This window comes from Acinetobacter sp. YH12116, from assembly GCF_013418895.1.
Classification (GTDB): domain Bacteria; phylum Pseudomonadota; class Gammaproteobacteria; order Pseudomonadales; family Moraxellaceae; genus Acinetobacter; species Acinetobacter indicus.
The window spans coordinates 54564-80916 of the sequence record NZ_VPBE01000008.1 but is presented as its reverse complement, the minus strand read 5'-3'; the positions used below and the strand labels follow the sequence as shown (position 1 = coordinate 80916).

General features: G+C 48.6%; 21 protein-coding genes. 7 read left to right on the top strand and 14 right to left on the bottom strand.

The window, feature by feature from the left end:
• The first annotated feature begins 190 nt into the window (after positions 1-190).
• The gene (locus FTU54_RS07135) at positions 191-1114 is read left to right on the top strand and encodes a LysR family transcriptional regulator (protein ID WP_180074593.1); all 924 of its coding nucleotides are present in this window, start codon (positions 191-193) and stop codon (positions 1112-1114) included.
• Here the strand turns inward: FTU54_RS07135 and FTU54_RS07130 are convergent.
• From FTU54_RS07130 to FTU54_RS07070, 13 genes are all read right to left on the bottom strand, one after another.
• On the bottom strand, positions 1111-1794 hold the full coding sequence (locus tag FTU54_RS07130) for an ATP-binding cassette domain-containing protein (RefSeq protein WP_104498799.1): 684 nt from the start codon (positions 1792-1794) through the stop codon (positions 1111-1113). The two genes, FTU54_RS07135 and FTU54_RS07130, sit on opposite strands and share 4 nt — an antisense overlap.
• Entirely contained in the window at positions 1794-2480 is a 687-nt protein-coding gene (modB, locus tag FTU54_RS07125) for a molybdate ABC transporter permease subunit (protein WP_075166595.1), read from the bottom strand. The genes FTU54_RS07130 and modB overlap by 1 nt, the downstream gene beginning before the upstream one ends.
• A 12-nt stretch (positions 2481-2492) precedes the next feature.
• Positions 2493-3248, bottom strand: a complete 756-nt coding sequence (gene modA, locus FTU54_RS07120; RefSeq protein ID WP_160243147.1) for a molybdate ABC transporter substrate-binding protein — start codon at positions 3246-3248, stop codon at positions 2493-2495.
• An 11-nt stretch (positions 3249-3259) separates the two neighbouring features.
• Positions 3260-4492 (bottom strand): molybdopterin molybdotransferase MoeA, encoded by a 1233-nt coding sequence (locus FTU54_RS07115; RefSeq protein WP_180074592.1) that lies wholly within the window; start codon positions 4490-4492, stop codon positions 3260-3262.
• Positions 4492-5415, bottom strand: a complete 924-nt coding sequence (gene moaCB, locus FTU54_RS07110; protein ID WP_005178124.1) for a bifunctional molybdenum cofactor biosynthesis protein MoaC/MoaB — start codon at positions 5413-5415, stop codon at positions 4492-4494. The genes FTU54_RS07115 and moaCB overlap by 1 nt, the downstream gene beginning before the upstream one ends.
• Before the next feature lie 50 nt (positions 5416-5465).
• Positions 5466-5990, bottom strand: coding sequence for a molybdenum cofactor biosynthesis protein MoaE (locus FTU54_RS07105; RefSeq protein ID WP_180074591.1), 525 nt, complete (start codon positions 5988-5990; stop codon positions 5466-5468).
• A 3-nt stretch (positions 5991-5993) separates the two neighbouring features.
• Positions 5994-6245, bottom strand: a complete 252-nt coding sequence (locus FTU54_RS07100) for a MoaD/ThiS family protein (RefSeq protein ID WP_016658102.1) — start codon at positions 6243-6245, stop codon at positions 5994-5996.
• A 2-nt stretch (positions 6246-6247) separates the two neighbouring features.
• Entirely contained in the window at positions 6248-7282 is a 1035-nt protein-coding gene (moaA, locus tag FTU54_RS07095; RefSeq protein WP_373685790.1) for a GTP 3',8-cyclase MoaA, read from the bottom strand.
• A 180-nt stretch (positions 7283-7462) separates the two neighbouring features.
• A complete protein-coding gene (locus tag FTU54_RS07090; RefSeq protein ID WP_168397679.1) occupies positions 7463-8092 on the bottom strand; it encodes a molybdenum cofactor guanylyltransferase in 630 nt (209 codons plus the stop codon).
• On the bottom strand, positions 8089-10866 hold the full coding sequence (locus FTU54_RS07085) for a nitrate reductase (protein ID WP_180074589.1): 2778 nt from the start codon (positions 10864-10866) through the stop codon (positions 8089-8091). Before FTU54_RS07085 ends, FTU54_RS07090 begins: the two co-directional genes overlap by 4 nt.
• A 274-nt stretch (positions 10867-11140) precedes the next feature.
• Positions 11141-12751 (bottom strand): nitrite reductase small subunit NirD, encoded by a 1611-nt coding sequence (nirD, locus tag FTU54_RS07080; RefSeq protein WP_180074588.1) that lies wholly within the window; start codon positions 12749-12751, stop codon positions 11141-11143.
• A gap of 93 nt (positions 12752-12844) precedes the next feature.
• Positions 12845-15391 (bottom strand): nitrite reductase large subunit NirB, encoded by a 2547-nt coding sequence (gene nirB / locus FTU54_RS07075; RefSeq protein ID WP_016658097.1) that lies wholly within the window; start codon positions 15389-15391, stop codon positions 12845-12847.
• Positions 15392-15422: 31 nt separating this feature from the next.
• Entirely contained in the window at positions 15423-16763 is a 1341-nt protein-coding gene (locus FTU54_RS07070; protein ID WP_005178146.1) for an MFS transporter, read from the bottom strand.
• A 444-nt stretch (positions 16764-17207) separates the two neighbouring features.
• Between FTU54_RS07070 and FTU54_RS07065 the strand changes: the two genes are divergently transcribed.
• Positions 17208-17795, top strand: coding sequence for an ANTAR domain-containing response regulator (locus FTU54_RS07065; protein WP_005178149.1), 588 nt, complete (start codon positions 17208-17210; stop codon positions 17793-17795).
• A gap of 2 nt (positions 17796-17797) precedes the next feature.
• Positions 17798-18805, top strand: a complete 1008-nt coding sequence (locus FTU54_RS07060; protein WP_180074587.1) for an ABC transporter substrate-binding protein — start codon at positions 17798-17800, stop codon at positions 18803-18805.
• A gap of 54 nt (positions 18806-18859) precedes the next feature.
• Here FTU54_RS07060 and cysK read toward each other — a convergent pair whose 3' ends face one another.
• Positions 18860-19858 (bottom strand): cysteine synthase A, encoded by a 999-nt coding sequence (gene cysK, locus FTU54_RS07055; protein ID WP_016658093.1) that lies wholly within the window; start codon positions 19856-19858, stop codon positions 18860-18862.
• 298 nt (positions 19859-20156) lie between these two features.
• Here cysK and plsB point away from each other — a divergent pair, with 298 nt between their 5' ends.
• From plsB to sstT, 4 genes are all read left to right on the top strand, one after another.
• Positions 20157-22652, top strand: coding sequence for a glycerol-3-phosphate 1-O-acyltransferase PlsB (gene plsB, locus FTU54_RS07050; protein WP_180074586.1), 2496 nt, complete (start codon positions 20157-20159; stop codon positions 22650-22652).
• A gap of 161 nt (positions 22653-22813) precedes the next feature.
• Positions 22814-23131 (top strand): helix-turn-helix transcriptional regulator, encoded by a 318-nt coding sequence (locus FTU54_RS07045; RefSeq protein ID WP_005178157.1) that lies wholly within the window; start codon positions 22814-22816, stop codon positions 23129-23131.
• A 73-nt stretch (positions 23132-23204) separates the two neighbouring features.
• Positions 23205-24929 (top strand): SulP family inorganic anion transporter, encoded by a 1725-nt coding sequence (locus tag FTU54_RS07040; protein ID WP_104494982.1) that lies wholly within the window; start codon positions 23205-23207, stop codon positions 24927-24929.
• A gap of 229 nt (positions 24930-25158) precedes the next feature.
• Complete coding sequence (gene sstT, locus FTU54_RS07035; protein WP_045794785.1) at positions 25159-26352, top strand: serine/threonine transporter SstT; 1194 nt, start codon at positions 25159-25161, stop codon at positions 26350-26352.
• Position 26353 lies beyond the last annotated feature (1 nt).

Here is a 26353-nt window from a genome sequence, read left to right as displayed (position 1 = left end):
CCGCGGTTTTCTCATGTCGTTTATTGTTAATTTCCTGTTTTAAATTAAGAGCTTCTGCTTTTTCTGTCTATTAGAATGTTTTTGATGATCTGTTCTAAAAATTCGAACACTTTAGTCAAAATTGGCCTGAACTGGCGCAGATCTTGCTCTTTTAAAATCTATCAATATCACGCTGGCCAGGTTTTAAATAGTGAATACCCCGTTTTCGCGTTTTTCAGACTATTTTATTGCGGTGGCGCAAACCGGTAGCTTGCGCAAGGCAGCCGAGCAGCTGTTTATTTCGGTATCTGCCGTGCATCGGCAAATTGTACTGGCCGAACAGGAACTCGGGATTGCGCTGTTTGAACGTCTGAATCATGGGCTACGGCTGACTTTGGCCGGAGAGTTGCTGTATGCCGATCTATTAAAATGGCACAAAGAATTTCAGCAGACCCGCATCCGTTTTGATGAAATTCAGGGCCTGCATCGTGGCAGCATTGAATTTGGCTTAATTTCAGCGCTCAGCGAAAGTTTTGTGCTGCAGTCGATGCAACACATGAGCCAGCATTATCCCTGGATTGATTTTCATGTGCATGTGCTGGACAGTGAAAAAGTCGCGCAGATGATTCAGGCTGCGGAGCTGGATTTTGGCCTGCTGCTGAATCCGCAAGCGCATCCGCATTTAGAAGTGGTGGCTTTTGTGGAAATTCCGCTGGGTTTTGTGATTCCGGTTGAGCATCCTCTGGCAGAACAAACACTGCTGTATTTTTCCGATACCTTGCCTTATGCCCATTTAATACCAGCACCCCCACTGATTATTCATGAATATGTCAGCGCGCTGTATAAGCACCATCAGTTTAGTCCGCGTAGCCGCATCGAATGTAATGACATTCGCATGTTAATGTCATTGTTAAAGCAGAATTTGGGGCTGGGGCTAATGAGTTATTTAGATGCACTGCCGCTCCTGGAACATCAAACAGCCATCTTTAAACCGGTTCAGGACAAAGGTTTATATCCACTGACGCTGGCCCTGTGTGTGGCACCGAAACGGCAGCTTTCCCGGATTGCGCAAATCATGATGAAACAGTTAACCGAGCAGATGGAGCAGCTACAACAGCAAATTGCCCAGCTTTAAAAAACCGGCTGAATCAAAGGTACTACATTGTCCCGTTGTAAACGGCTGATGCCCTGCACTTTTTGCATTTGATACACCGTGGCCTGAAGTTCCAGCAATTCTTCCGGATGATGGGTCACATAGATCATGCCCAGCTGCAATTCGCGCTGAATGCGTTTTAAAAATGGCAGTATCTGCTGTTTTAACTGCTGATCCAGTCCGCTTAAGGGTTCATCCAGCAGCAATAACTGCGGTGCAGATAATAAAGCCCGGCCAATCGAAACGCGCTGTGCTTCCCCGCCGGATAATTGATGCGCTTTGCGTCGAATCAGCTTAGATAGTTCTAACAACTCAACAATCTGCTCAAACTCAAATTTACGCTGTGCCAGCGGCTGTAAACCTTCTGCATATCTTAAATTCTGCTCAACATTCAAATGCGGAAATAACAGGGCCTTTTGAAAAATCAGGGCAATTTTACGTTGATGCACGGGCACAAACACCTGCTGCTGGGTATCGAGCAGTAAACGGTGATTCAGCACAATCCGGCCCTGTTGCGGCCGTAACAGTCCAGCCAGCAGATGCAGAAAGCTGGTTTTCCCGGAACCGGAGGGCCCCAGAATCCCGACAATCTGCTCTGCACAGGTCAGCTGCAGCTGTAATTTGAACTGCGCATTCTGATAATCGATCTGACAATCCAGCATCAGTTTTGCCCCAATTTACGTTGATATCTGTGCAAAATAAAATAATTGGCCAGCAAGGCGGCAAAAGCCAAGCCGGTAGATAACAGCACCAGACGCATGGCAGCAGCTTCGCCATCAGGCTGTTGAATGAGCGTATAAATAGCGATGGGAATGGTGCGGGTTTCATCCGGGATATTGCCAACAAAGGTAATGGTGGCGCCAAATTCACCCAGACTGCGGCTAAAGCCCAGAATACTGCCCATAAGAATCCCGGGCAGCACCAGCGGTAAGCTAATACTGAAAAAGACTTTCAGCGGTGCAGCCCCAAGTGAGGCTGCCACCTGTTCCAGCTGTGGATTTAACATTTGAAAAGACAAACGAATCGGTTGAACCAGCAAGGGAAACGCCACCAGCATGGCAGCCAGTACTGCGCCTTTCCAGTTAAACGCCAGCTCAATGCCCCAGTGGGCCAAAACCTGTCCAATCCAGCCTTGCGGGCTAAACAGCACCAGCAATACATAGCCCAGCACTACCGGTGGTAAAACCATCGGCAGTTGTAACATGGCTTCAAGCAAAAACTTGCTGCGAAATTCATAGCGTGCCAGCATCCAGCCCAGACAAATTGCAAATGGCAGGCAAAACAAGGTCGCGACACTGGCCACTTTAGCAGACAGATATAAACCACTTAGTTCTTCGGGACTGAGCATCAAAGCAGCAACCTAGGGACGAAAACCATGTTGAACAAAAATCTTGTGAGCCGCGACGCTACCCAGATAGCGCCGGAACTTGACCGCCTGACGATTCTTTTCACCCTGTTTGGTTAAAGCCGCGGTATAAACAATGTCCGGATGGGTCTGTACCGGAAACGCACCCAGCACTTTTACTTTATCGCTACTGACGGCATCGCTGCGATAAACAATGCCGACCTGACAGGCACCGCGCTCGACAAAGGCCAAAGCAGCCCGGGCATCCGACGCGCCAATAATGCGTTTTTCCAGCCGTTTATACCAGCCCAGCTTGGTCAGACTATGTTTGGCATATTTTCCAACCGCCACCGAATCGACCTGTCCGGTACACAGCCGGCCCGTAAAGGCCTGAGGAAAATTAAAGGTAGGATGCGCCCGAAACGGAATCCGCGCATCTTTCAGGGCAATTGCCACCAGCTGGTTATAAATAATTGGTTTGACCTGACTGGCTTTGACCTTGTTGCGTTTCACCAGATAGGTCATCCAGTCCTGATCGGCCGGAAAATAAAGATCGACTTTTGCACCGCGGACAATATGTTTGGCCAAGGTCGATGAAGTGCCAAAAACCGGTACAATCTTGGCTTCTGGATGTTGCAGCTGATAATGCCGAATCACATCCGTCAATGCCGGGCCCAGACTTGCAGCTGCATACACCTGAACGGAATTGGCTCGACTGAATGTGCTTAAGCACAAGGCGACACAGATTAAACCCAGTTGGATGGTCTTCAAAACGCACTCCCTCAATGCTGTATGAATATTCCCTTTAAGCATTGGCCTTTTTGAATCGGCTGATGGGCCGGCACACGCACCAGACAGTTGGCATACATCAGATTACTGAGCATATGCGACTGCTGCTTGGCTAAACTGTGCAGTTTCAACACCCCATCTTCAAAACAGGCGGCCATTCTTAAAATCCTTTCTCTCGCATCGGGCTTTAAGTCATGTTGTATTTGCCCTGTCCACCACGCGGGCGGCTGACTTTGCCCTTGTAATACTTCTAATAAAGTTTGCGTATAGATCGAGATTCCAACATATACCGCCGCAGGATTGCCCGGCAATGCCAATAAGTGACAAAATTTGTTAGCCGATTTTCGGTATCTGGCGAAAAAAACCGGTTTCCCCGGCTTCTGTTTCACTTTCCAGAACACCTGCTCAAAGCCTACATTTAAAGCCACCGGACGGATAAAATCATAATCACCAACCGAAATTCCGCCAGTGCTGATGATGACATCATACTCCTCCTGAAGTTGCTGAAAGTATCGGATTAAGGCAATTTCATTATCTTCCACATGCACAATATGCACAGGTTGATGCCGTGCCTGACACCAGGATGCAATTAAAGGCGCATTGGCATCAAAAATTTTTCCTGCTTGCAGATCTGCAGCCGACTGCGCGACTTCATCGCCGGTAATCAGCACGGCAACTTTAGGCTGCTGATAGACCTGTACCTGATCAATACCGGCCATGCTTAAGGCGGCAATTGCGCCGATATTTAAATATTGTCCGGCTGATGCCAGTAACTGACCTTGGCTAATTTCTTCGCCCACATCCCGGATATCGGCATGCAGTTTGAGCGCAGTCTCTAGCTGAATCAGATGGCTAGACATCCGCTGCACAATTTCCTGACGTGCCACCGTGGTGGTACCGGCAGGAATGGGCGCGCCGGTAAAAATACGCATCGCCTGTCCACGCTGCAGCGTCACATCGGCTGATTGACCTGCCCGGATTTCACCGACCAACTGGAACTGCGCGCCTGGCGCTATCTCTCCATCGCTACACAGGGCATAACCATCGACTGCACTTTGGGAAAATAAAGGCAGATCAATCCCCGCATAAATATCTTCAGCTAAATAGCGATGCAGGCCCTGTTGTAGTTGCAGGGTTTCCACCTCCAGACAGGGTGTTGCCGCAATCATCTTATCTAGTGCTTGATCCAGACTGATCAACCCGCTTTCTACACCACAACCTGACATTATTGATAGCCTCCTGCATGTGGAATATTTTTCTGCACATCAAAGACATGCACCAAGGCCGGTAATACCGCCAGCAAGGATTCCTTCGCCCCCTGACGACTGCCCGGTAAAGTCATCACCAGACTATTTTCGATATAGCCGGCGACTCCACGGCTTAAAGCCGCATACGGCGTGCGTTTCTGGCCAAAACTGCGCGAGGCTTCCATCAGCCCCGGAATTTCCCGTTCTAATAGCGGAGCCAGGGTTTCTACGGTTAAATCTTTCGGGCCAAGACCGGTGCCGCCGACGGTTAAAATCAGCGGATACTGATTTTTCTGCTGTTCAATTAAAGCCAGCAGCTGTTCCGGGCTATCCGGAATCACCTGATACTGAACCTGCTGGAAATTGGCCTCTGCCAATATTTCCAGAATATTCTGGCCGGCGGTATCCGGTTTTTTACCCGCGGCGACGGTATCGGACAGCACAATCACCGAGGCTGGCATCGGCTGCGCCAAGACCCGGCTAAAATGGGATTTACCGCCTTTTTTCTGCTGTAATTTGCATTGATCCAGACACAAATCTTCCGGTTCACAATGCGGTTTCAGCATGTCGTATAAGGTCAGTCCGGCCAGACTGGCTGCGGTTAAGGCTTCCATCTCGACACCGGTCGGACCAATAGTTTCTACCGTGGCAATAATCTCGACATGCTGTTCATGCAGTTCATAATCCACATCGGCCCGATAAATGGGTAAAGGATGGCACAGCGGAATCAGCTCATCGGTACGTTTGGCTGCCAGAATACCGGCAATACGCGCAGTTTTCAGCGCATCGCCTTTTTCAGTATTTCCCTGACGCAGCAGCTCGATACAATGCGGCGGCGCATATAAAATGGCACTGGCCACCGCAGTACGATAGGTTTCGGCTTTCATGCCTACATTTTTCATGACGGTATTCCGGAATTATTGATTTAAAAAAATTAGGCTTAACATCGGATTTAAAGCGGCCATTGATAGGCGTTTTCGCCTGCATGGGAGTGATTGCAGCAATCGGTTTGCGTATTCGCTTCCACTGGTGGATGATCTTTACGAATACAACAGCCTTCGACATACTGGCTGCTGCCATCGCAATAAAATTCTTCTTTCCAAACCGGGACTTCATGTTTGACCCGCTCCACCGCCACCTCGCAGGCCTGAAAGGCTTCACGGCGATGCGGCGCATACGCCATGGCAATAATTGCGGTTTCACCAATGGCTAAATCCCCAATCCGGTGGATGACCCGCACATAAGACACGCCATATTGCTGCTGAATTTCCTGCTCAATCTGCCGGATCATTTTTTCTGCCACCGGTGCATAGGCGGTATATTTCAGCGACTGCACCGCTTTACCTTCATGATGGTTGCGAACTGTGCCCACAAAAATGCCAATGCCACCACATTCAGGAAACTGCTGAATCTCATCGAAGCTGGACTGGCTGAGTGGCATATCCTGAATCCGGGCAAACTGTTTTATATGCTGCATCGTTTAACCTCCTGCCACCGGTGACAGCAACACCAGCGTGGTACTGTGCTGCAAGGTCTGCTGGCGCGGCACAATATCTTCACCAATCGCGCAGGCACACCGCTCGACCAGAGACGCTGCCGCTGGATAACTGTGGTTTAACTGCAGCAACAAGTCCGCAATGGCCGTACCGGGCAGGCACTGCATCTGAATAGTTTCTGGCAGCGCCTGTTTTACAGCGCCAAAGGCTTCAATCTGAATCAGGATATCGTGCATACTTAACCTCCAATCATATACATGCTGATTTTCCGGGTGCTCCCGGCAGTGGTTGTGGCTTGAGAATGAATGGCATGAAAGCCGGCTTTTTTCTGCCAGATATAGCTTTGTAATTGCTGCAGTAACTGCTCACGTGCCGCGGGCGCCATGTGAGTCTGCAGCTGTTCAATCAATGCTTTTAAGGGTACAGGCTGTTCGGCAAACAGACAGTTATACAGTTCACCCTGGGCGCTTAAACGCAACCGGTCACACTGGCCGCAAAAGGCATGGCTGATGGTGGAAATAATCCCCACCGGGTGGCCATCGACCCGATATTCCCGTGCCGGATTCGCGCCTTGGCTGTGGATGGCTTCGACCGGAAAATGCTGGCTTAAGCGCTGCAAAATTTCCTGCTCGGTGACTACATGCGCGGCGCTCCAGTGACCATCACCATCCAGCGGCATAAATTCAATAAAACGCAGCGGAATCTGCTCGGCTTTGCTCCACTGCAAAAGTGGCACCATCTGGTCGTCATTAATGCCTTTGATTAGCACGCTATTCAGTTTGATGGGCAAATGCGCCTGCTGCGCGGCCTGAATCCCGTCGAGTACCGGCTGTAACTGTTTTTGGGTTAGCGTAAAAAACTGCTGCGGATCTAAACTGTCCAGACTGATATTTAAATCATCCAGACCGGCCTGTTTTAATTCCTGCGCATAGCGGCTCAGATAATGGCCATTTGTGGTCATGGAAATTCTCGCCAAACCCAATTGGCGTAGTGGCTGTAAATCCCGGATAAAATGCACCACACCCTGGCGCATCAGCGGTTCGCCGCCGGTAATGCGGATATGCTGAATACCCTGCTCAACCATCAACTGGCAAAACTGCAGCAAGGCCTCAAAACTCAGCAGCTGATGTTTCTTCATCCATTCAGGATGTTCAGGCATGCAGTAGACACATTTAAAATTGCAACGATCGGTCACAGAAATCCGCAGCTTGCGTTTGCTCCGGCCAAACTGATCCTGAAAATATGCGGGTCTCACGGGAATCTGGGGATTGATCACGCCTGTTATCCTCTGGGCAATTGCTTCATGGCTGTGCAATGGGCAATAGGTTTGCACGGATCACATGCCGCGCTTTAGGCTTGAATTTGCAATTAATGTTCCAACTTTGAGCTTTTGATAAAGAGAGTGTTTAAATTCTGCCCAGCACATGCTAGAAGCGAAGAAATGAGATGATTTTTAAAGAAATTTCAGCTGACGATACTGTTGCAGTTCATCCAGCGAGTTAATACTGTGAAAAAATAGCGCACGATTTTTAAATTTTGCCACCTGAGCATGCATTTCTGCGAAACAATGCTTTAAACTGCGCTGATGTTGTGCAAGATGCGCGCGAAGTGTGGGCAAACTGCTGCGTTTCATCAGACAAAATGGATACAGCGCCTGCCCGTTCATCATCACATAGGCCACGTCGGCCTGCGGCTGTCTGGCCAGACGCTGATGCAACCGTGGCAGCACATCGGGCGGAATATAGGTCACATCACAGGGAATAAACAGCACATAGTCGGCCTGTACATGGCCCCAGGCGCTTTTCATGCCCATCAACGGGCCTAGAAAACCGCCTTCATCATCATGATAACAATGCAGATGCGGCAGCAATCTGGCATAAATGGAACGATCACGATGGCTATTGATCCACAATTGCTGAATTTCCGTTTTAAAGCGCCGCTGGATTTTGAGCAGCTGGATATCATCATCAAACTTTTGTAGCAGCTTGTTCATGCCATTCATGCGGCGGGCTTGTCCGCCCGCCAGAATGACCAGATCCGTGGCAGGATAATCCATCTGAATGGTGGTGGAGTTGCGACTCATGGCATTTCCTCCACCTGACAGGCTTTAATCAGCCCACGGATTTCCGGTAAACATGAGCCACAATTGCCGCCAGCTTTTAAACAGGCCGTGATCTGTTTTTCATGGCTTAACTGCTGCTCCCGAATGGTCTGGATGATGCGGTTTTTGCCGACTTTAAAGCAGCTACATACCAGCGGTCCTTCATTGTTCTGTACTGACATGGCCTGTCCGGCCAGCAAGGCTTTACGATGCGTGGCACTTAAACGCTCACGTTTAAACAGGCTGGCGACCCAGTCCCGATCGGGCAATAAAGCGTTGGGCGCAATATACAGACTGGCGATTAAAATCCCGTCCTGTAACACCACACTATGGCTGATGAATGCCGATGGATCTTCCAGCTGCAGCCATTCAAAGCAGCTATCTTCCAGTTGTAGCAGCTGTTTAATCTGTGCGGCGGTATGTTTAAATTTTTTCCGGTCGGCCAGTTCATAACGAACCGCTTTGGCGGTCTGAATCTTGCTCCACCACGCTACCTGCGCCAAAGTAATCTGAACTGCCGCTTCATGCCCATGGCGAATATACAACACCCCCTGCCAGTCGGTATAAAATGGCTGGATGCTGACCGGGGTATGTTTAAATTCGGGTTCGCCGGAAATGGCATCCACCACCGGATTGACCACTTTTCCAATTCGCGCATCGGAAGCGACCTGATCATTCCAGTGAATGGGCACAAACAGCTGACCACGGCGAATACCAGTCGAAACTTCAACCCGCAATACACAACTACCCCAGCGGGATTTCAGCTCCACCAGTTCCCCATCTTTCAGGCCATATTTCAGTGCATCATTGGGGTGAATTTCACAATAGGGCTCGGCTTTGTGAGTGCTTAAATTGGCCGATAAACCGGTACGGCTCATGGTGTGCCACTGGTCACGAATCCGGCCAGTATTCAGAATGAGAGGATAATCTTCACAAGCGCCATGTACCGGGTCGATGGCCTGAGTGGCAATAAAACGGGCTTTGCCATTTGGAAAGCTAAACTGTCCCTGGGTAAACAGCTGTTCCACCGGTGGATTCTGCTGAGGCGTTAATACTGGCCATTGCAACGGCTGCAGCTGTTCATACTGTTGCAGGCTTAGCTGGCTCAGACCGCTTAAATTAAAGTAGCGAAATAGCGGATAGTCCTGACGCTGTGTCACCGGACCATTTTCACAGGCCGATAAAGCCGCATGTTCCAGAAAAATCTCATGCACATGCTGATAATCGAAACCGCGAAAGCCCATGGCCTTGGCCACCTGACTGATCGCCCACCAGTCGGCCTTGGCCTGACCCGGTACGGGCAAAAAGGCACGCTGTCTGGAAATGCGCCGTTCGGAATTGGTAACACTGCCTTCTTTTTCGCCCCAGCCCAAAGCTGGTAATAAAACATCGGCATAGGCAGTGCTATCGGTATCCTGACAGATATCCGACACCACCACAAAATCACATTGCGCCAAGGCGCGTTTGACCTGATCGGCATTAGGTAAACTCACCACCGGATTGGTGGCCATAATCCACAGTGCCTTGATTTTCCCGGCTTCTACCGCTTCAAACAGATCGACCGCTTTTAACCCCGCTTGGGTGGCAATTTTTGGACTGTTCCAGAACTGCTGTACCAGCTGCTGATGGGCTGGCTGATCCAGATCCAGATGCGCGGCCAGCATATTGGCCAGTCCACCGACCTCGCGCCCGCCCATGGCATTCGGTTGTCCGGTCATGGAAAACGGTGCTGCGCCCGGCTTGCCAATTTTGCCTGTTAACAGATGGCAATTGATAATACTATTGGCTTTATTCACCCCTTGTGAAGACTGATTGACCCCCATCGAAAACAAGGTCATGACTTTGTCAGTCTGGGCAAACTTTTCAAAAAACAGCTGTAATTTCTCGGCAGAAATCCCGGTACGCGCTGCCACATTTTCCAGCTGCTGCTCCGCGGCGCTGGCTTCTAACGCCTGCTGCAAGCCTTCGGTATAGGCAGCGGTAAAATTGTGGTCCTGATGACCGTTTTGCTGTAAGTACTGCAGCAAGCCGTTAAACAGCGCCACATCTTGCCCGAGCATAATCGGCAAATGTAAATCGGCCGCTTCACAGGTCGCGGTAAAGCGTGGGTCGACCACCACCACAAACAGATTGCGCTGTTCTTTGGCCTGCAACATGCGCTGATACAGAACCGGATGGCACCAGGCGGTATTGGAACCGACCAGCACCACCATCTCGGTCTGTTCAAAATCTGTATAGCTGGCAGGCACCAGATCTTCGCCAAAGGCCCGTTTATGCGCCGCCACCGCAGAAGACATACACAGCCGCGAGTTGGTATCAATATTAGCCGTGCCCAAATAACCTTTGACAAATTTATTGACCACATAATAGTCTTCGGTCAGCAATTGCCCCGAAACATAAAAAGCAATACTTTCCGGGCCATATTGCTCAATACAATGCTGGAATTTTTGCGCAATTTCGGTGGTGGCAGTCTGCCAGTCTGTTGGCTGACGGTTGTCCTTACGGCCCAGCATTGGGGTTAATACCCGTGTCTCTAGCCCCAAGGTATCGGCCAGATTGCTGCCTTTAATACACAGTTTGCCAAAGTTGGCTGGATGCTGCACATCGCCTTCGACTTTCACCTGCACGCCTTGTGGTGAATGGCTGACATGAGCCCTCACCCCACAACCAACCCCACAATAAGGACAGGTGGTTTGCGTAGTCATCGTTTTTAATTCTGTGGAGCTATGCAGTTCCACCACTGGGATACTATTCATTGCTGCTGTGCTCCTTAATTATCTAAATTCACGTAATTCCGATTTTTATCTTGGCTTTATTTGAAATACGAAATTTGTGTAAGCATTCACTATCGTGAGGTGGCATGGATGCCACCGATTCCCATCATTACAGGACGTAATGTATGGGAATCTAAGATTTTTGTTACTTTTGATCTTTCAAAAGTAAGGGAGTGCCTACACGTAAACAGTTGTTTTAGCACTCCATTTGAGGCTATGACATCCTTCTTATGAAGTACTAATTACAGAGATCTAATTACCCTGCTTTCTTTAATGCAAAATCCCGACCAAATAGCAGTTTATTCCGAATCGAAGTGATTGGTGTCTGATCTACAATCAGCTCGGCATACCATGCACCATCCTCGGTATCACCAAACAGTACTGCACCAATGACTTTGTCTTTCTGGATGATGATGCGTTTATAAATCTGACGTTTTTCATCATTCAGGACAATGTCTTCAAAATCATCTTCCGGTTCAAAATTACCGGCCGAGAACACATCACAACCACTGACTTTGAGCTGGGTCGGAACAGTAGGTGCCTTAAAGGTCAAGCTACCGTGTTCTGCCAGATGCGAGGCACAAATAAAGGCTTGGCCCCACAGCGGTTCCACCAGACCAAAAGTTTGACCACGATGTTCGATACACTCACCGACTGCATAAATACTCGGGTCATAACTTTGCATGGTGTCATTGACCAGCACCCCACGCTGACAGCGCAGGCCGGCACTTTGCGCCAGTGCAATATTCGGACGGATTCCCACCGCAAACACCACCAGATCGGCATCGAGCAGCGTGCCATCTTTTAGCCGGACTTGTGTCACATGGCCATTTTCACCAAGCAGCGTTTCGGTATTGGCTTCGGTCAGTACGCGAATACCCTTTTCTTCAATACTGTTTTTCAACATTAAGCTGGCTTTGCTATCCAGCTGGCGGTCCATAATCCGGTCCATTAGATGCAGCACGGTCACGTTCATGCCACGCTGTTTCAAACCATAGGCTGCTTCAAGTCCAAGTAAACCACCACCAATAACCACGGCGTTTTGTTTCTGTTCGCAATATTCCAGCATCCTGTTCACATCATAGATATCGCGGAAGCTGAGCACACCGTCCAGCTCTGTGCCCGGAATTGGTGGAATAAAGGGCTGCGAGCCAGTGGCTAAAATCAGCCGGTCATAATTCACCACCTGCCCCGACTGGGTGAAGACTTGCTTGCGTGGACGATCAATTTTCACCGCAGCATCACCGGCAATCAGCTGAATACCTTTTTCGGCATACCAGGCATGCGGATGCAGCATGATATCGTCCACCGTTTTATCACCGGCCAAGACCGGGGACAGCATAATCCGGTTGTAGTTGCCCCACGGTTCTTCGCCAATCACGGTAATCTCGTAACGATCAGGTGCCATATCCAGCAAATCTTCCAGACAGCGCATGCCCGCCAGACCATTACCCACCAGCACCAGCTTCATTTTTTCCTGTTGCACGCCATTATTGGTGATATAGGTTTTTTGTGCGGTCGGACTGACAAAAACCCGGCCCTGTTCAATTTTGCTTGGAAACACCAGTAATTTCTGGTCTTTATCTTCCAGACAGCGGCCGGTGGCCAGACTGAAATGCTGTTTATAGATTGGTGATGCCACCACACGCTCACCTTGCAAATCACCCAGAATACCGCGCGACATCACATTGGCGCCGCTAAACGGGTCCTGATTACTCAGGGCATAAACACGCTGTTCCTGCCCCACACGGAAAATTGCAATCTGCTGGCCTTCTACCAAGGCTGCCACGCCGGTATGTGGGGTAATCTCCTCCAGATGACAGACCTCTACCCAATCCAGTTCATTCATATCTTTTAAAATTGTCATCATCGTTATCCTGTACTTTGGCATCTTCTGCTGCATATCTCATTTGGTTTTTCTGGCGGATTTGCTTCAGAAGATGTGTCTTGATCTTGAAGGTTATGCCTGCATCACCGGAATCCGGCTTTCATCACGCTCGGCCGCCGTTTTCGGGCGAATCTGCCCACGCTCGGTGGCAAACTGGATGTGCGGATCGTGCTGCTGCTCGGCTTTGGCATTGATAAAGGTTTTAAAGCGTTTACGTACTTCCGGATCTTCAATCGCGGTACGCCATTCATCCTGATAAGTACCCACCACATGCTGCATGCGGCGTTCTAGTTCTTCGGCCAGACCTAAGGAATCGTGCACAATCACGTCTTTCAGATAATCCAGCCCGCCCTCCAGGTTGTCGCGCCAAACCGAAGTACGTTGTAAACGGTCTGCGGTTTGAATGTAGAACATAAAGAAGCGGTCGATGTATTTGATTAAGGTACTGGTATCCAGATCGGAAGCCAGCAGCTCGGCATGACGCGGTTTCATGCCGCCGTTGCCGCAAACATACAGGTTCCAGCCTTTTTCAGTGGCAATCACGCCCACATCTTTACTTTGTGCTTCGGCACATTCACGGGTACAGCCCGATACGGCCATTTTCAGTTTGTGTGGAGAGCGCAGGCCTTTGTAACGGTTTTCCAGGAAAATCGCCAAGCCAACTGAATCATCCACGCCATAACGGCACCAGGTGCTACCCACGCAAGATTTTACGGTACGCAGTGACTTGCCGTAGGCATGACCCGATTCAAAACCGGCATCAATCAGTTTTTGCCAGATTTCCGGTAACTGATGTACCTGCGCCCCAAACATATCCACGCGCTGACCACCGGTCAGTTTGGTGTACAGGCCGTATTCCTTGGCAATCTGGCCAATGGCAATCAGGCCATCTGGAGTCACTTCACCACCGGCCATTCGTGGGACCACCGAATAAGAACCATCTTTCTGGATATTGCCCAGATAGTAGTCATTGCTATCTTGCAGGCCGGCATGACTTGGTTTTAGCACAAAGTCATTCCAGCAGGAGGCCAGAATATTGGCCACAGTTGGTTTACAGATATCACAGCCCAGACCGTGACCATGTTGCTGGATTAAATCTTCAAAAGTCTTGATCTCGTTCACACGCACCAGGTGATACAGTTCCTGACGCGAATAGGCAAAGTGTTCACAAAGATGGTTATTGACCGTCACCCCTTGACGCTGCAATTCGGCTTTTAATACCTGAGTCACTAAAGGTGCACAGCCCCCACAAGCAGTTGCGGCCTGGGTACATTTCTTCAGTGCACCGAGTGAAGTTGAACCGGCTTCAATCGCCTGGCAGATATCGGCTTTAGACACGTTATTACAGGAACAGATGGTGGCGCTGTCTGGCAGCAAATCGACACCGCTGCCACCGGCTTTGGCACCTGACTCGGCAAAGCCCGGCATGATCAGGCTTTCTGGCTGTTCTGGAACTGCCAGACCATTCAGCATCATTTGCAGTAGATCGTTATATTCTTTGGCACAGCCAACCAGCACCGCACCCAGCAATCGGTTTTTTTCCGCATTAACCACAATTTTCTTGTAGATCAGCGCATCTTCATCGGCATAAAAATAGCTGAGTGAATTTGGAGTCATGGCATGTGCATCACCAATAGATGCCACATCCACACCCATCAGCTTTAATTTAGTGCTCATGTCGGCGCCAGCAAAGCAGTTCGGGTTTTGCTGCATCACATGCTTGGCGGCAATTCGAGCCATGTCATAGCCCGGTGCGACCAGACCGTAAATCTTGTTTTGCCACAGCGCACATTCCCCAATCGCATAAATATCCGGATTGGAAGTCTGACAGTAATCATTAATCACAATCCCACCGCGCTCGCCAATGCTGAGTCCGCTTTGGCGCGCCAGTTCATCACGTGGACGAATCCCGGCAGAAAACAGGATGATATCGGTTTCCAGTTCAGCACCATCACCAAACTTCATCACATGCTTGGCCGACGCGCCATCTTCAATTGAGGAGGTGGCTTTCTGGGTATGGACTTTCACGCCCAGATCTTCAATTTTGCTGCGCAGCACCTTACCGCCCAGGTCATCAACCTGCACCGCCATCAGACGCGGCGCAAACTCGACTACATGGGTTTCCAGATTTAGGTCTTTTAAGGCTTTGGCTGCTTCCAGACCAAGTAAACCGCCACCAATCACGACACCAGATTTGGCATTCAGACTAGCGGCTTTAATTGCATCCAGATCTTCAATGGTACGGTAAACAAAGCAGTTTTCACGGTCATTGCCCGGAATAGGTGGCACAAAGGCATAAGAGCCCGTCGCCAGTACCAGTTTGTCATAGGCAATCACATCACCCTGATTGGTGGTGACCAGTTTATGTACCGGGTCAATAGCCGTGGCTTTGGTATTGAGGCGCAGATCAATGCCATAGGCATCGGCGAAGTCACTACGGCATAAGCTTAAGTCTTTGGCAGACTTGCCGGTGAAGTATTCGGTTAAATGTACGCGGTCATAAGCCAAACGCGGTTCTTCTGCCAAAATGGTGATTTCAACCTCATCGCCCGCAGTTTCCAAAACCGATTCAATAAATTTGTGGCCGACCATACCGTGGCCAATCATGACAAGTTTCATACAGTTCTCCTCAATAATATTCTGTGTTGGCTTAGGCTGCGTTATTGCGTTCAACAATGGCCTGTTCGAACAGGCGTTGTTCTTTTTCTTTGTGCTCCACCGAGAAGCGAATCATCAGGACAAAACTTGCGGCAATTACCACCAGTCCGCCCAGAACCATCAGGCAGGTCTGAATATCCAGTACGCCTTTTAACAGGAAGCCTGCGGCGACTGCGCCGACGTTCCCACCAGCCCCAATAATGCCAGCCACGCCGCCCAGTGCATCGCGGTCAATAAATGGCACCAGTGCATAGGTCGCGCCGCAGGCCATATGGGTAAACAGGGCAAAAATGGTCATGACTAAAATGGCCAGCATGGCGCTGTTCATTTGCGAGAACAGAATCAGGAACAAGCCTTCCATTAAAATCATGGCAAACAGCACTTTAGTACGCCCATCCAGACCGCTTTTTAGTGCTACCTTGTCAGAGACAATGCCGCCCAATGCACGGGCAAACAGGGCCAGCAAACCGAAGATGCCCGCTGCCATGCCGGCTTCTTTCAGGCCAAAGCTGAAGTGTTCGACGTAATACATCGCCACAATGTTGTGAATAAAGATTTCAATCCCGAAACAGGCAGCATAGGCACCAAATAAAATCCAGACGCGGTAGTTACGTGCAGCATGCAGCAGAATCGCCATACCGCCTTTTTTGTCGCTGCCGACCTGAATGCCCTGTTCGCGTAATTCTTTAAAGTTGCCTTGGGTACAGTCCTGAGTCAGTTTCCAGTACAGGATGCCGACAATAATCATCATGATGCCCGGTACCAGCAAGGCAATACGCCAGCCCATGGCCTGCTCGACCCCAAACATGACCAAGGCAGATAACAGCAAAGGCATCAGTGCCTGGGTAGCGCCGCCGCCGGCATTGCCCCAGCCTGCCGTAGTGGCATTGGCTGTTCCCACCACATTCGGTGCAAACATGATGCTGGTGTGATATTGGGTAATCACGAAGCTGGCACCAATGGCGCCAATCAGCAAACGGAAAAACAGGAAAGATTCATAACTGTTGGAAGCCGCCACCCCAAACACCGGAATACTGCCGATAATTAACAAAGCAGTATAGGTTTTACGCGGGCCGTATTTATCACACAGCGGCCCGACAATTAAACGGACCAGAATGGTGATGGCCACCGCAGCAATATTGATATTGGCAATCTGATCTTTGGTTAGGTTGAACTCGCCGGCAATGACTGGCATTAACGGTGCGCAGGCAAACCAGGCAAAGAAACAGACAAAAAATGCGAGCCAACTCATATGGAAGGCTCTCATCGCTGAAGTTTTAAAGTTAAATAGACTTATTTTTGTCGCTTTATTCGCTTGCAAATTTGAAGACATGACCATCTCCTACCTGAACTGAACGTGTGGGTTAACCTGCTATACGGATAGCTGCATAACAGATTCGAACAGAGCGGACGTCGTTGGCCGTCTTTCAAATTTTGGGAGTCTTCTTTGACTCAGCTGGAATAATGCAGATAGCGTGCCAACTTTTTAGAAAAACTCAGTAGCTTGCTGTTTTTTATTGGGTTTTTAGGGTTATCTATTCTGGGTGAAGGTATTCAGATGCGAGTGGCATCCCAATTTTACGGTTCTGGCAGCCTCCTGTTTTATTTTTTGAAGTCCCCTGCCTTATCTTGGTGCGTTTTGTTTCATGCAAGTGCATCTTCCTGTTAAGTTCAGATTTAATTTTTGATTTTAAAGGTTTTATTTCAATAAATTTGGGTTTGGCACCATCTTTGCATTATTAAAAGCACTCGTTGTACAGACTCTATTGAGAGTTGCATGCCAAAACTGAAAATCGCGTTAATTGATGATGATCTCGAGCGCGCAGAGTTCATCAAAGCCTCCTTAATTCAGCATGAATTTGAGGTGGTTGCCTGTTTAATTATCAATCATTCCAATATGTTCCATTTACAGCAATTGCATGCCGATGTAATTCTGCTGGATATGGACCATCCGCATCGGGACATTATTGAAAGCTGCGTCAGCCAGTTTGATTTACCGACCGTGCTGTTCACCAAAAACAGCCACAAAGACACCATCAAAAATGCCATTGATGCCGGTGTTACTGCCTATATTGTCGATGGGATTGATCCGGCCAAGCTGGACAGCATTCTGGAAATTTCCATCGAGCAGTTTAAAAAACACAAAAAGCTGCTGCACGATCTGGAAGAAACCAAAGGCAAACTGGCCGACCGTAAAGATGTCGAAAAAGCCAAGGTCTTACTGATGCAGATGCATGCCTTAAGCGAAGAAGATGCCTTTGGCCTGCTACGCAAAAATGCCATGAGCCACCGGATGACCATTGGTGAAATGGCACGGCGCCTGCTCGATGCCCAGCAACTCCTGCAAAACCAATTTAAGGATTAGCCATGCATAACTTAGAAAAAACCGAACTTCAGATTGGCTATATTCCTTTGCTCGACTGCGTGGCCATTTTATGGGCCAAACAGCGTGGCTTTTTTGCCGATGCCGGCCTCAATGTCGAACTGCTAAAAGAACCGTCCTGGGCCAGTTTAAGAGACCGGCTGGCCTTTGGTTTTATGGATGCCGCGCATTGCCTGTCGGCCATGTTACCGGCGGCGGCGCTCGGCACCGACCAACTGGGGATTCCGCTGCAAACGCCGCTGGTGCTAAGTACCAATCAGGCTTACATCAGCCTGAGTCAATCGCTGTGTTTTGAACTGGGCATCCAGCCGGAAGATGATGCCGCACACATTGCCAAAAAACTGATAAACGCGCATCAGCAACGCCCGATACAGCTGGCGCACGTCTTTCACGCCTCGATTCATCATTACTGTTTAAGAGAATGGCTGGCCTTGGCCGACCCGATCCTGGCGAAAAATATTCAGCTCAGTACGCTGCCACCGCCATATATGGTCGAAGCGATTTCCCAGCAGCAGATTGATGGCTTTTGTGTTGGCGAACCCTGGAATACCCAGGCCGAATTACAGGGCTATTCTAAAATATTGCTCTCGGGTCAGCAGGTTATTCCGCAAGTGGCCGATAAAGTGCTAGCGGTAACCGCAGAATGGGCCGCCCAGCATCCGAATACCTTAAATGCCATGACCTCTGCCATTCAGCGCGCGCAAGCCGAATTGCACCAGCTGGAAGATGTACAAGCAGTCTGGCAAATGCTAAATGAGGCCGGCATCATCCAGTTTCCTTGTTCCGCACAGGTCCATGTCGAACACTATTATTTTATTCAGAATATTATTCGCAGTTTGGTGGATGAATCGTCAGCCCAGCCGCAAGCGCAGGATTTTGTCTGGCTCACCGAACAAATGTTGAAATGGGATGCGCTGGATGTGCTCGAGGTGGAGAGTGCTGCGGTCAGTCAACGCTGTATTTATCCGCTACCCTCAGGTCACGCCGAATAAAAAAGCCCGCAACGATGGCGAGCTTTTTTATGGCTATTTTTGCAGTCGACAGACTTAGTCGGCAGAAATATCTTCAAACAGCACTGAAGATAAATAGCGCTCGCCACCATCTGGCAAAATCACCACAATATTTTTACCGGCATTTTCCGGACGTGCAGCCAGCTGTGCCGCAGCCGCCATTGCGGCACCACTGGAAATTCCAACCAGAATGCCTTCCTGCGTTGCTGTCTTACGCGCAAAATCAATTGCTTCCTGGCTTGGAATGGCAATGACTTCATCAACCAGGTCTAAATCGAGGTTTTTAGGAATAAAGTTGGCGCCAATACCCTGAATTTTGTGTGGTGCCGGGCTAATCGCTTCACCACGTTTGGCCTGACCAATAATGGCTGATTCTGCCGGCTCAACCGCCACCGAATACAACGGCTGGTTCTGCACTTTTTCGAAATAACGCGAAATACCGGTAAGCGTACCGCCCGTGCCCACGCCGGCAACCAGAATATCGACCTGACCGCCTGTGGCTTGCCAGATTTCAACCCCAGTGGTTTTTTCATGAATGTCCGGGTTGGCCGGGTTTTCAAACTGCTGCGGCATAAAATAGACATCCGGTTGCTCCGCCACCAAACGCTCGGCTTCTTCAATCGCGCCTTTCATGCCTTTGGCTGGTTCGGTCAATACCAGATTGGCGCCCAGCGCTTTTAATACTTTACGGCGTTCAATACTCATGCTGGCCGGCATGGTTAAAGTAATCGGATAACCTTTGGCTGCTGCTACAAAAGCCAGCGCAATACCGGTGTTGCCGCTGGTTGGCTCAACAATATGCATGCCAGCTTTAAGCGCGCCACGCTGTTCTGCATCGGCCACCATTGCCGCACCAATCCGGCACTTGACGGAAAATGCCGGATTACGGCTTTCCACTTTGGCAAATACATTGGCTCCCCCGCCAATGACACGATTAATGCGCACCAGTGGCGTATTGCCAATGGCTTCGGCATTGTTGGCATAAACCGCAATCCCCAAATTGTCCGGGGCGGTAAAAGCTGTATCTGTTGTCATCATGTTTTCCTTAAGTCTTTTTTCATTTACCTCACCTTCTATCATACAGGCTTCTTTAAATTTTAAAATTCGATTTCTCTAAGATTGGTTACAATAAAAACTGAATAAGTTTCACACAAATACGGCCAGTTTTTCGTTAAATTAGGTGATCACTCCATGAAATCTATTCAGTCCAGCCTATAAATCGCTGTAAACTTAGTTCAATTTTGATCTTGACTGACAACCGTGTCAGCCCACCGGCCTCAGGTTCTACTGTAAAAACAGCCCATCCGGCCCATGAAAATATTTAGGGAATGCAATGTCTAACAAGAGTTACAGCCGACTTTATCGTAACCTGACGCAAAAAATTCTAGATAAGATTGTGACCCCGCAAGTCCTGGGCAGCACCAGCGAACTGGAACAGAATCTGGCCCAGAATCAGCTACATACCCGTATCTGCTATGTACTGCAAGACGCTTCTTTAAGTAATACTGTACTGATTGATAAAGAAGCGCAAGCACGTGGTCTGCCTTCGGTATTTTCACCGCTGATTTTAGGCCAGTACAATGAAGATAACTCGATGCTGGCACTGAATGAGCAGGATCATCCGCATGCCAGCTATCATTATTCAGCCCGCCTGATTCGTCTAATTGAGGCCTTGCAGCAGCATCCGGATCAGGATGTGCAGCTAGTACCGGTAACTGTGCTCTGGGGGCGTGCGCCGGAATATGAAGATTCCTGGTTTAAAGCCCTGTTTGCCGATGCCTGGGCCAAACCGAACAAGCTGAAACAAACCCTGAATATTTCCTTATATGGCCGTGAAAACTATATTGAATTTCACAAGCCGGTATCGTTAAGAGCTTTGCTGGAAACCGCGCAGACCGAGCGCCCGAACTTTTCTCCGGCGCATTTTGTGGTGCAAACCCTGGACCAGAACTTTAACCAATATAAAGAAGCCATTTTAGGCCCTGACCTGTCCGACCGCCGCAACCTGATCAATAAACTAATGAAAACCGAGGCGGTGCAACAGGCGATTCGTAAAGAAAGTATTGATAAAAAAGTCAGCATGTTTGAGGCAGAAAACCGCGCCAAAAGCTATCTGACCGAAATTGTATCGGACTTTTCCTATTCGACTTTACGCTTTGCCGAGCTGGCACTGACCAAACTCTGGACCCAGCTCTATGACGGGATTGAAGTGCATCATTTCGATACCGTGCGTGAACTGGCCAAAGACTATGAAATTGTCTATACGCCGTGTCATCGCAGTCATATTGACTATCTGCTGCTGTCCTATGTGATTTTTAACCGTGGCCTGATGGTGCCGCATATTGCTGCCGGCATTAACCTGAATTTACCGGTGGTTGGGCAAATTTTACGTGGTGGCGGTGCCTATTTTATTCGCCGTACCTTTAGTGGTAATGCACTATATACATCGGTATTTAAGGAATATCTGCACAGCCTGCTGTCACGCAATACCCCGCTGGAATATTTTATTGAAGGTGGCCGTTCCCGTACCGGCTTATTGCTGCCACCGAAAAAAGGCATGCTGTCGATGACGGTGCAAAGCCATTTACGCGGTGCCACCAAACCGATTGCCTTTATTCCGACCTATTTTGGCTATGAAAAGCTGATGGAAGGTACCTCTTATTTAAATGAGCTGAATGGCAAGCCCAAAGAAGCTGAATCGTTATGGGGCATTTTGAACTCGGCGCGGAAAATTGAAAAAGTATTTGGCCAGGTCTATGTCAACTTCGGCGAACCGGTGTTCCTGGACAATATTCTGCAACAGAATCAGGCCGATCAGATCCAGCTTTCAATTCATGATGAATTGCCACGTCCAGTCATCAACACGGTTGATCAGGCAGCACGGGAGATTCTGGAAAATATCAATAAAGCGGTGGTGATTAACCCGATTTCGCTGATTTCCACCATCTTGCTGAATGCACCGCAACATGCCTTAAGCCAGGATGATTTACTGCGCCAGATTGAACAGTATCGTGAGCTGCTTAAAGCGACGCATTATGATGATCGGATGATTATCACCCAGCTGTCGGCACCAGAAATTATTGAATATGCGCTGAAGCTGAAACAGGTCGAGCATTATCAGCAGGATAACCAGACCTTGATTCGTGTGGCCGAAAGTCAGCGTATTTTACTCAGCTACTTTAGTAATAATATTCTGCACTGCTTAAGCTTACCGGCGCTGATTGCCCTGCTCGTGCAGGATATGCCGGCGATCACCACAGCGCAGCTTAAGCAGCATGTCAGCCGCTTATATCCATTCCTGAAATCGGAACTGTTTTTAAAATGGTCAGCCACAGAACTTCCTGCGCAGATTGACCGTATTCTCAGCAGCATGCAGCAACTGGGCTGGATTGACGTGTCGGAGAACATTCAGCTGCTTGAACTCCAAGCAACACATCCAATGCATAGTCTGGCAACGCTGGCACGCAGCAGCCTGAACAACTTTGTGTTGATTAGCCAATTATTGCAGGAATATGCCGAGCCGTATCAGTTAGATTTAAAAGCGCTGGAAAAAATGGCCAAAACCGTATTTAAACGGCTGGCAGAGTCAGGCAATTTAAACAGCGGTTATTACTTCGACAGTGCCACGTTAAAGAGCTTTATGGGCAGTTTACAACAGCTTGGACTGCTGGAGATGCAAGGTCAGCAGTTACAACTGAAACCACAATTTGATACAGAAATATCAGATTATCTGGGCTGGTATGCCCCTGAGCTGCAACAGCAGATTGCAGATAAGCTGCTGTTCTCTGAGAAAGAAATCAAACAGTTTAAAGAGTATAGTAAAAAATAAAGTATCAGATTCTCAGATATTATTGTGATACTAATCACACGATCTTATCAGTTAATTTGATATATTTTTTCACAAAAAACAATGGGGTTTTGGCGCTTTTATTCAGCGCTTTGCCCCGACTCGCTCTATACTAGCAGCAACGTGTTTTAGAGAAATTAACTATGAGTGATGGTCTTGAAATAGACGTAATGCGTGATTCTGCTGAAACTGTCGTAACGATTTTAAAATCGCTTGCCAATACCGACCGTCTATTGATTCTTTGCCATCTTTCCCAACAAGAGTTGAATGTATCGCAAATTGAGGAAATTACTCAAATTCGCCAGCCGACCCTGTCGCAACAGCTGATGATGTTGCGTAAAAGTGATGTGGTGAACACCCGCCGAGACGGTAAACAGATTTATTACACCATTAAAGATCCGAAACTGGTTGAAGTTCTCAGCACGCTCTATCGACTGTATTGCCCGGCTACCCCACTTTAATAAATTTTGCATAGGCAGATTTCTTAGCATTTTTTATGCATAATATATCTAAATTTATGATTTAGATTTTTATATGTCAGATTTTAAGTCACGCCTGCTCAATCGCTTACCCGCCTGGCAATGGTTAAAACATTATAATACCGTGACCCTGAAATCTGACCTGCTGGCCTCGCTAATTGTCATTGCGATGCTGGTGCCGCAAGGTATGGCCTATGCCATGCTGGCCGGTCTTCCACCGGTAATGGGACTGTATGCCAGTGTACTGCCGATGATCATCTATGCCTTTTTCGGCAGCAGTCCTACGCTTTCGATTGGCCCGGTGGCCATCATCTCCATGATGACCTTTGCCACTTTAAATCCCTTATTTGAAGTCGGCTCTCCGGTGTATATTCAAGCCGCCTGTCTGCTGGCGCTGATGGTTGGGGTCATTTCCCTATTGCTCGGTATGCTGCGCTTTGGCTTCCTGATCCAGCTGATCAGCCATCCGGTTATTAAAAGCTTTATTATTGCTTCGGCACTGCTGATTGCACTGGGCCAGTTAAAGTTTCTGTTTAATGTGCCGTTACAAGCCAACAATATTCCAGAATTTGTGCTGAGTGTCTTTGAATATATCGGCCTGATGCATTGGGAAAGCCTGATCTTTGGTATCGCATCCATTCTGTTTTTGGTCTTCATGCCGAAGTTTTTTAATCTGGAAGCAGTCAAACAGCGCCTCGGGGCCAGCGGATTTATTATTAAATCTTTACCGCTGGTACTGGTGGTGGTCTCCATTGCCCTGGTCTATTTCTTCAATCTGCAACAGGTCGGCATTAAAACTGTCGGTGAAATTCCTTCCGGTTTCCCGGCGCTGTCGATGCCGTTCTGGAATCTGGAGCTGGTACTGCAACTGTTACCCGGCGCCGCGATGATTGCCATGATCAGCTTTGTGGAGTCATTATCCATTGCTCAGGCCACCGCCTTGCAGCAACGTAGCCAGCTGAATAGCAATCAGGAACTCATTGCCTTGGGTGCAGCCAATATTGGGGCCGGCCTCAGTTCAGCCTTTCCGGTGACCGGCAGCCTCTCACGTACCGTGGTCAATGCCGATGCTGGCGCCAAAACCTCTATGGCTGGCGTGCTGTCATCTTTGTTTATTGTGCTGGTCAGTCTGTATTTCACCGGTTTTTTCCGTGATCTGCCACTGACTGTACTGGCGGCAACCATTATTGTGTCAATCTGGAAACTGGTCGAGCTAAAACCGTTTATCGACACTTGGCGTTATTCCAAGGCTGATGGTCTGGCGATGTGGATTACCTTCTTCGGCGTGTTATTTATTGATATTTCTACCGGGCTGATTATCGGGATTGTTTCAACCTTTATTCTGCTGCTGTGGCGTATTAGCCGGCCGCATATTGCCGAAATTGGACTGGTCGAAGGCACCCAGCATTTCCGTAATATCCAGCGTCATCAGGTCATCACCTCGGCCAAAGTGCTGTCGATCCGGATTGATGAAGACCTGACCTTTTTAAACTCCAATACCTTAAAAGGTTTCCTGATTAATGCAGTCAGCCAGAAACCGGAACTGGAGCATGTGGTAATTAACGGTTCCAGTATTAGTGCCATTGATTTAAGTGCGCTGGAAATGCTGGAAGATCTGGACAATGAACTGAGAAAACTGAATATCCAGCTGCATTTTTCCGAAGTTAAAGGCCCGGTCATGGACAAACTGCAACGCTCTAAATTACTGAATCATTTAAGCGGTAAAATTTTCCTGACCCATTATCAGGCCATTCGCGAGCTGAGTCCGGACATCACCTAAGATGCCGATCCTGTCTGCTTTTCAGGCAATTATTTGCCCTAAAAAGCAGGCATAAGCATAAAAACATGAAAAAATCATGACTTTTGCATAGCTTAATTTTTCGAATATTCTATTTAAAAACAGCCATTTGATTTTTATATGATTTTTTTTGTAAGCTATTTAAATTTTCGGTATAAAATACATCGCTAATTTTTCCCTATATTGTCCGTAATTCAGACAAGGCCTTCCTATGTTCTCAGCATTTCTGCGCTTGAGCTTAGTCACTCGAATTCTGATCGCTATCATTTTAGGTGTGATAGTTGCGGTGGCTTTTCCACAATTTGCGCCCTACTTAAGCCTGCTCGGCGATTTATTCATTAAAGCGCTTAAATCCGTGGCACCGATTCTGGTGTTTGTCCTGGTGTTATCCTCTATTGCCAATTTCAAGGTTGGCCATAGTGCGCATATCCGCCCGATTATGCTGATGTATGCCGCAGGTATGTTCCTGGCTGCGCTGGCTGCAGTAATTGCCAGCAGCCTGTTCCCAAGCACGCTGTTCCTGGATATTCCGGCCAATACCGACATGCAACCACCGGGCAGTCTGGCTGAGATTTTAAAGAATCTGCTATTAAGTTTTGTGGCTAACCCGGTAACAGCAATTAGTGAAGCCAACTTTATTGGTATTCTGGCCTGGGCCGTGGCTCTAGGTGTGGCCTTCCGTCATGCAACTGACAATACCAAAGCCTTCCTGACCGATGCTGCAGATGCTGTGAATAAAGTGATCCGTCTGGTGATTAACTTTGCGCCGTTTGGTATTTTCGGTCTGGTGGCGGTGACTTTTGCCGAATCGGGTATGAGTACACTGGTTAGCTATGCGCAATTATTAACTGTGCTGATTGGTACCATGATTTTCGTGGCGCTGGTGATTAACCCGATGATGGTGGGCTTTGTCACCCGTTCAAATCCATATCCACTGGTATTCAAATGTTTACGTGAAAGTGGTATTACCGCCTTCTTTACCCGTAGCTCTGCCGCTAACATTCCGGTAAACCTGGATTTGGCCAAGCGTTTAGGGGTACAGGAATCGACTGCCAGTGTTGCTATTCCGTTGGGTGCTGCGATTAACATGGCTGGTGCTTCTGTAACCATTACTGTGCTGTCACTGGCGGCGGTGAATACTTTAGGTATTCAGGTTGACTTTAGCACCATGCTGATTTTATCCGTGGTCGCAACAGTTTCGGCTTGTGGTGCATCAGGTGTGGCCGGCGGTTCATTGCTGCTGATTCCGGTGGCGTGTGGTCTGTTCGGAATTTCATCGGACATCGCCATGCAAGTGGTGGCCATTGGTATGGTGATTAGCGTGTTGCAGGATTCAACTGAAACTGCACTGAACTCATCTACCGATGTATTATTTACTGCCGCAGTTGATCGTAGTTTGCGTTAAT

What these genes read in the sequence shown, in the direction of transcription:
- FTU54_RS07100 (WP_016658102.1), bottom strand. Translation starts at nt 6,245, where the DNA reads ATGCACGATATCCTGATTCAGATTGAAGCCTTTGGCGCTGTAAAACAG.
- modB (WP_075166595.1), bottom strand. Translation starts at nt 2,480, where the DNA reads ATGCTCAGTCCCGAAGAACTAAGTGGTTTATATCTGTCTGCTAAAGTG.
- FTU54_RS07070 (WP_005178146.1), bottom strand. Translation starts at nt 16,763, where the DNA reads ATGTCTTCAAATTTGCAAGCGAATAAAGCGACAAAAATAAGTCTATTT.
- sstT (WP_045794785.1), top strand. Translation starts at nt 25,159, where the DNA reads ATGTTCTCAGCATTTCTGCGCTTGAGCTTAGTCACTCGAATTCTGATC.
- FTU54_RS07105 (WP_180074591.1), bottom strand. Translation starts at nt 5,990, where the DNA reads ATGCAGCATATAAAACAGTTTGCCCGGATTCAGGATATGCCACTCAGC.
- cysK (WP_016658093.1), bottom strand. Translation starts at nt 19,858, where the DNA reads ATGACAACAGATACAGCTTTTACCGCCCCGGACAATTTGGGGATTGCG.
- FTU54_RS07045 (WP_005178157.1), top strand. Translation starts at nt 22,814, where the DNA reads ATGAGTGATGGTCTTGAAATAGACGTAATGCGTGATTCTGCTGAAACT.
- FTU54_RS07060 (WP_180074587.1), top strand. Translation starts at nt 17,798, where the DNA reads ATGCATAACTTAGAAAAAACCGAACTTCAGATTGGCTATATTCCTTTG.
- nirB (WP_016658097.1), bottom strand. Translation starts at nt 15,391, where the DNA reads ATGAAACTTGTCATGATTGGCCACGGTATGGTCGGCCACAAATTTATT.
- FTU54_RS07115 (WP_180074592.1), bottom strand. Translation starts at nt 4,492, where the DNA reads ATGTCAGGTTGTGGTGTAGAAAGCGGGTTGATCAGTCTGGATCAAGCA.
- plsB (WP_180074586.1), top strand. Translation starts at nt 20,157, where the DNA reads ATGTCTAACAAGAGTTACAGCCGACTTTATCGTAACCTGACGCAAAAA.
- nirD (WP_180074588.1), bottom strand. Translation starts at nt 12,751, where the DNA reads ATGACAATTTTAAAAGATATGAATGAACTGGATTGGGTAGAGGTCTGT.
- FTU54_RS07090 (WP_168397679.1), bottom strand. Translation starts at nt 8,092, where the DNA reads ATGAGTCGCAACTCCACCACCATTCAGATGGATTATCCTGCCACGGAT.
- FTU54_RS07040 (WP_104494982.1), top strand. Translation starts at nt 23,205, where the DNA reads ATGTCAGATTTTAAGTCACGCCTGCTCAATCGCTTACCCGCCTGGCAA.
- FTU54_RS07130 (WP_104498799.1), bottom strand. Translation starts at nt 1,794, where the DNA reads ATGCTGGATTGTCAGATCGATTATCAGAATGCGCAGTTCAAATTACAG.
- FTU54_RS07065 (WP_005178149.1), top strand. Translation starts at nt 17,208, where the DNA reads ATGCCAAAACTGAAAATCGCGTTAATTGATGATGATCTCGAGCGCGCA.
- moaCB (WP_005178124.1), bottom strand. Translation starts at nt 5,415, where the DNA reads ATGAAAAATGTAGGCATGAAAGCCGAAACCTATCGTACTGCGGTGGCC.
- FTU54_RS07085 (WP_180074589.1), bottom strand. Translation starts at nt 10,866, where the DNA reads ATGAATAGTATCCCAGTGGTGGAACTGCATAGCTCCACAGAATTAAAA.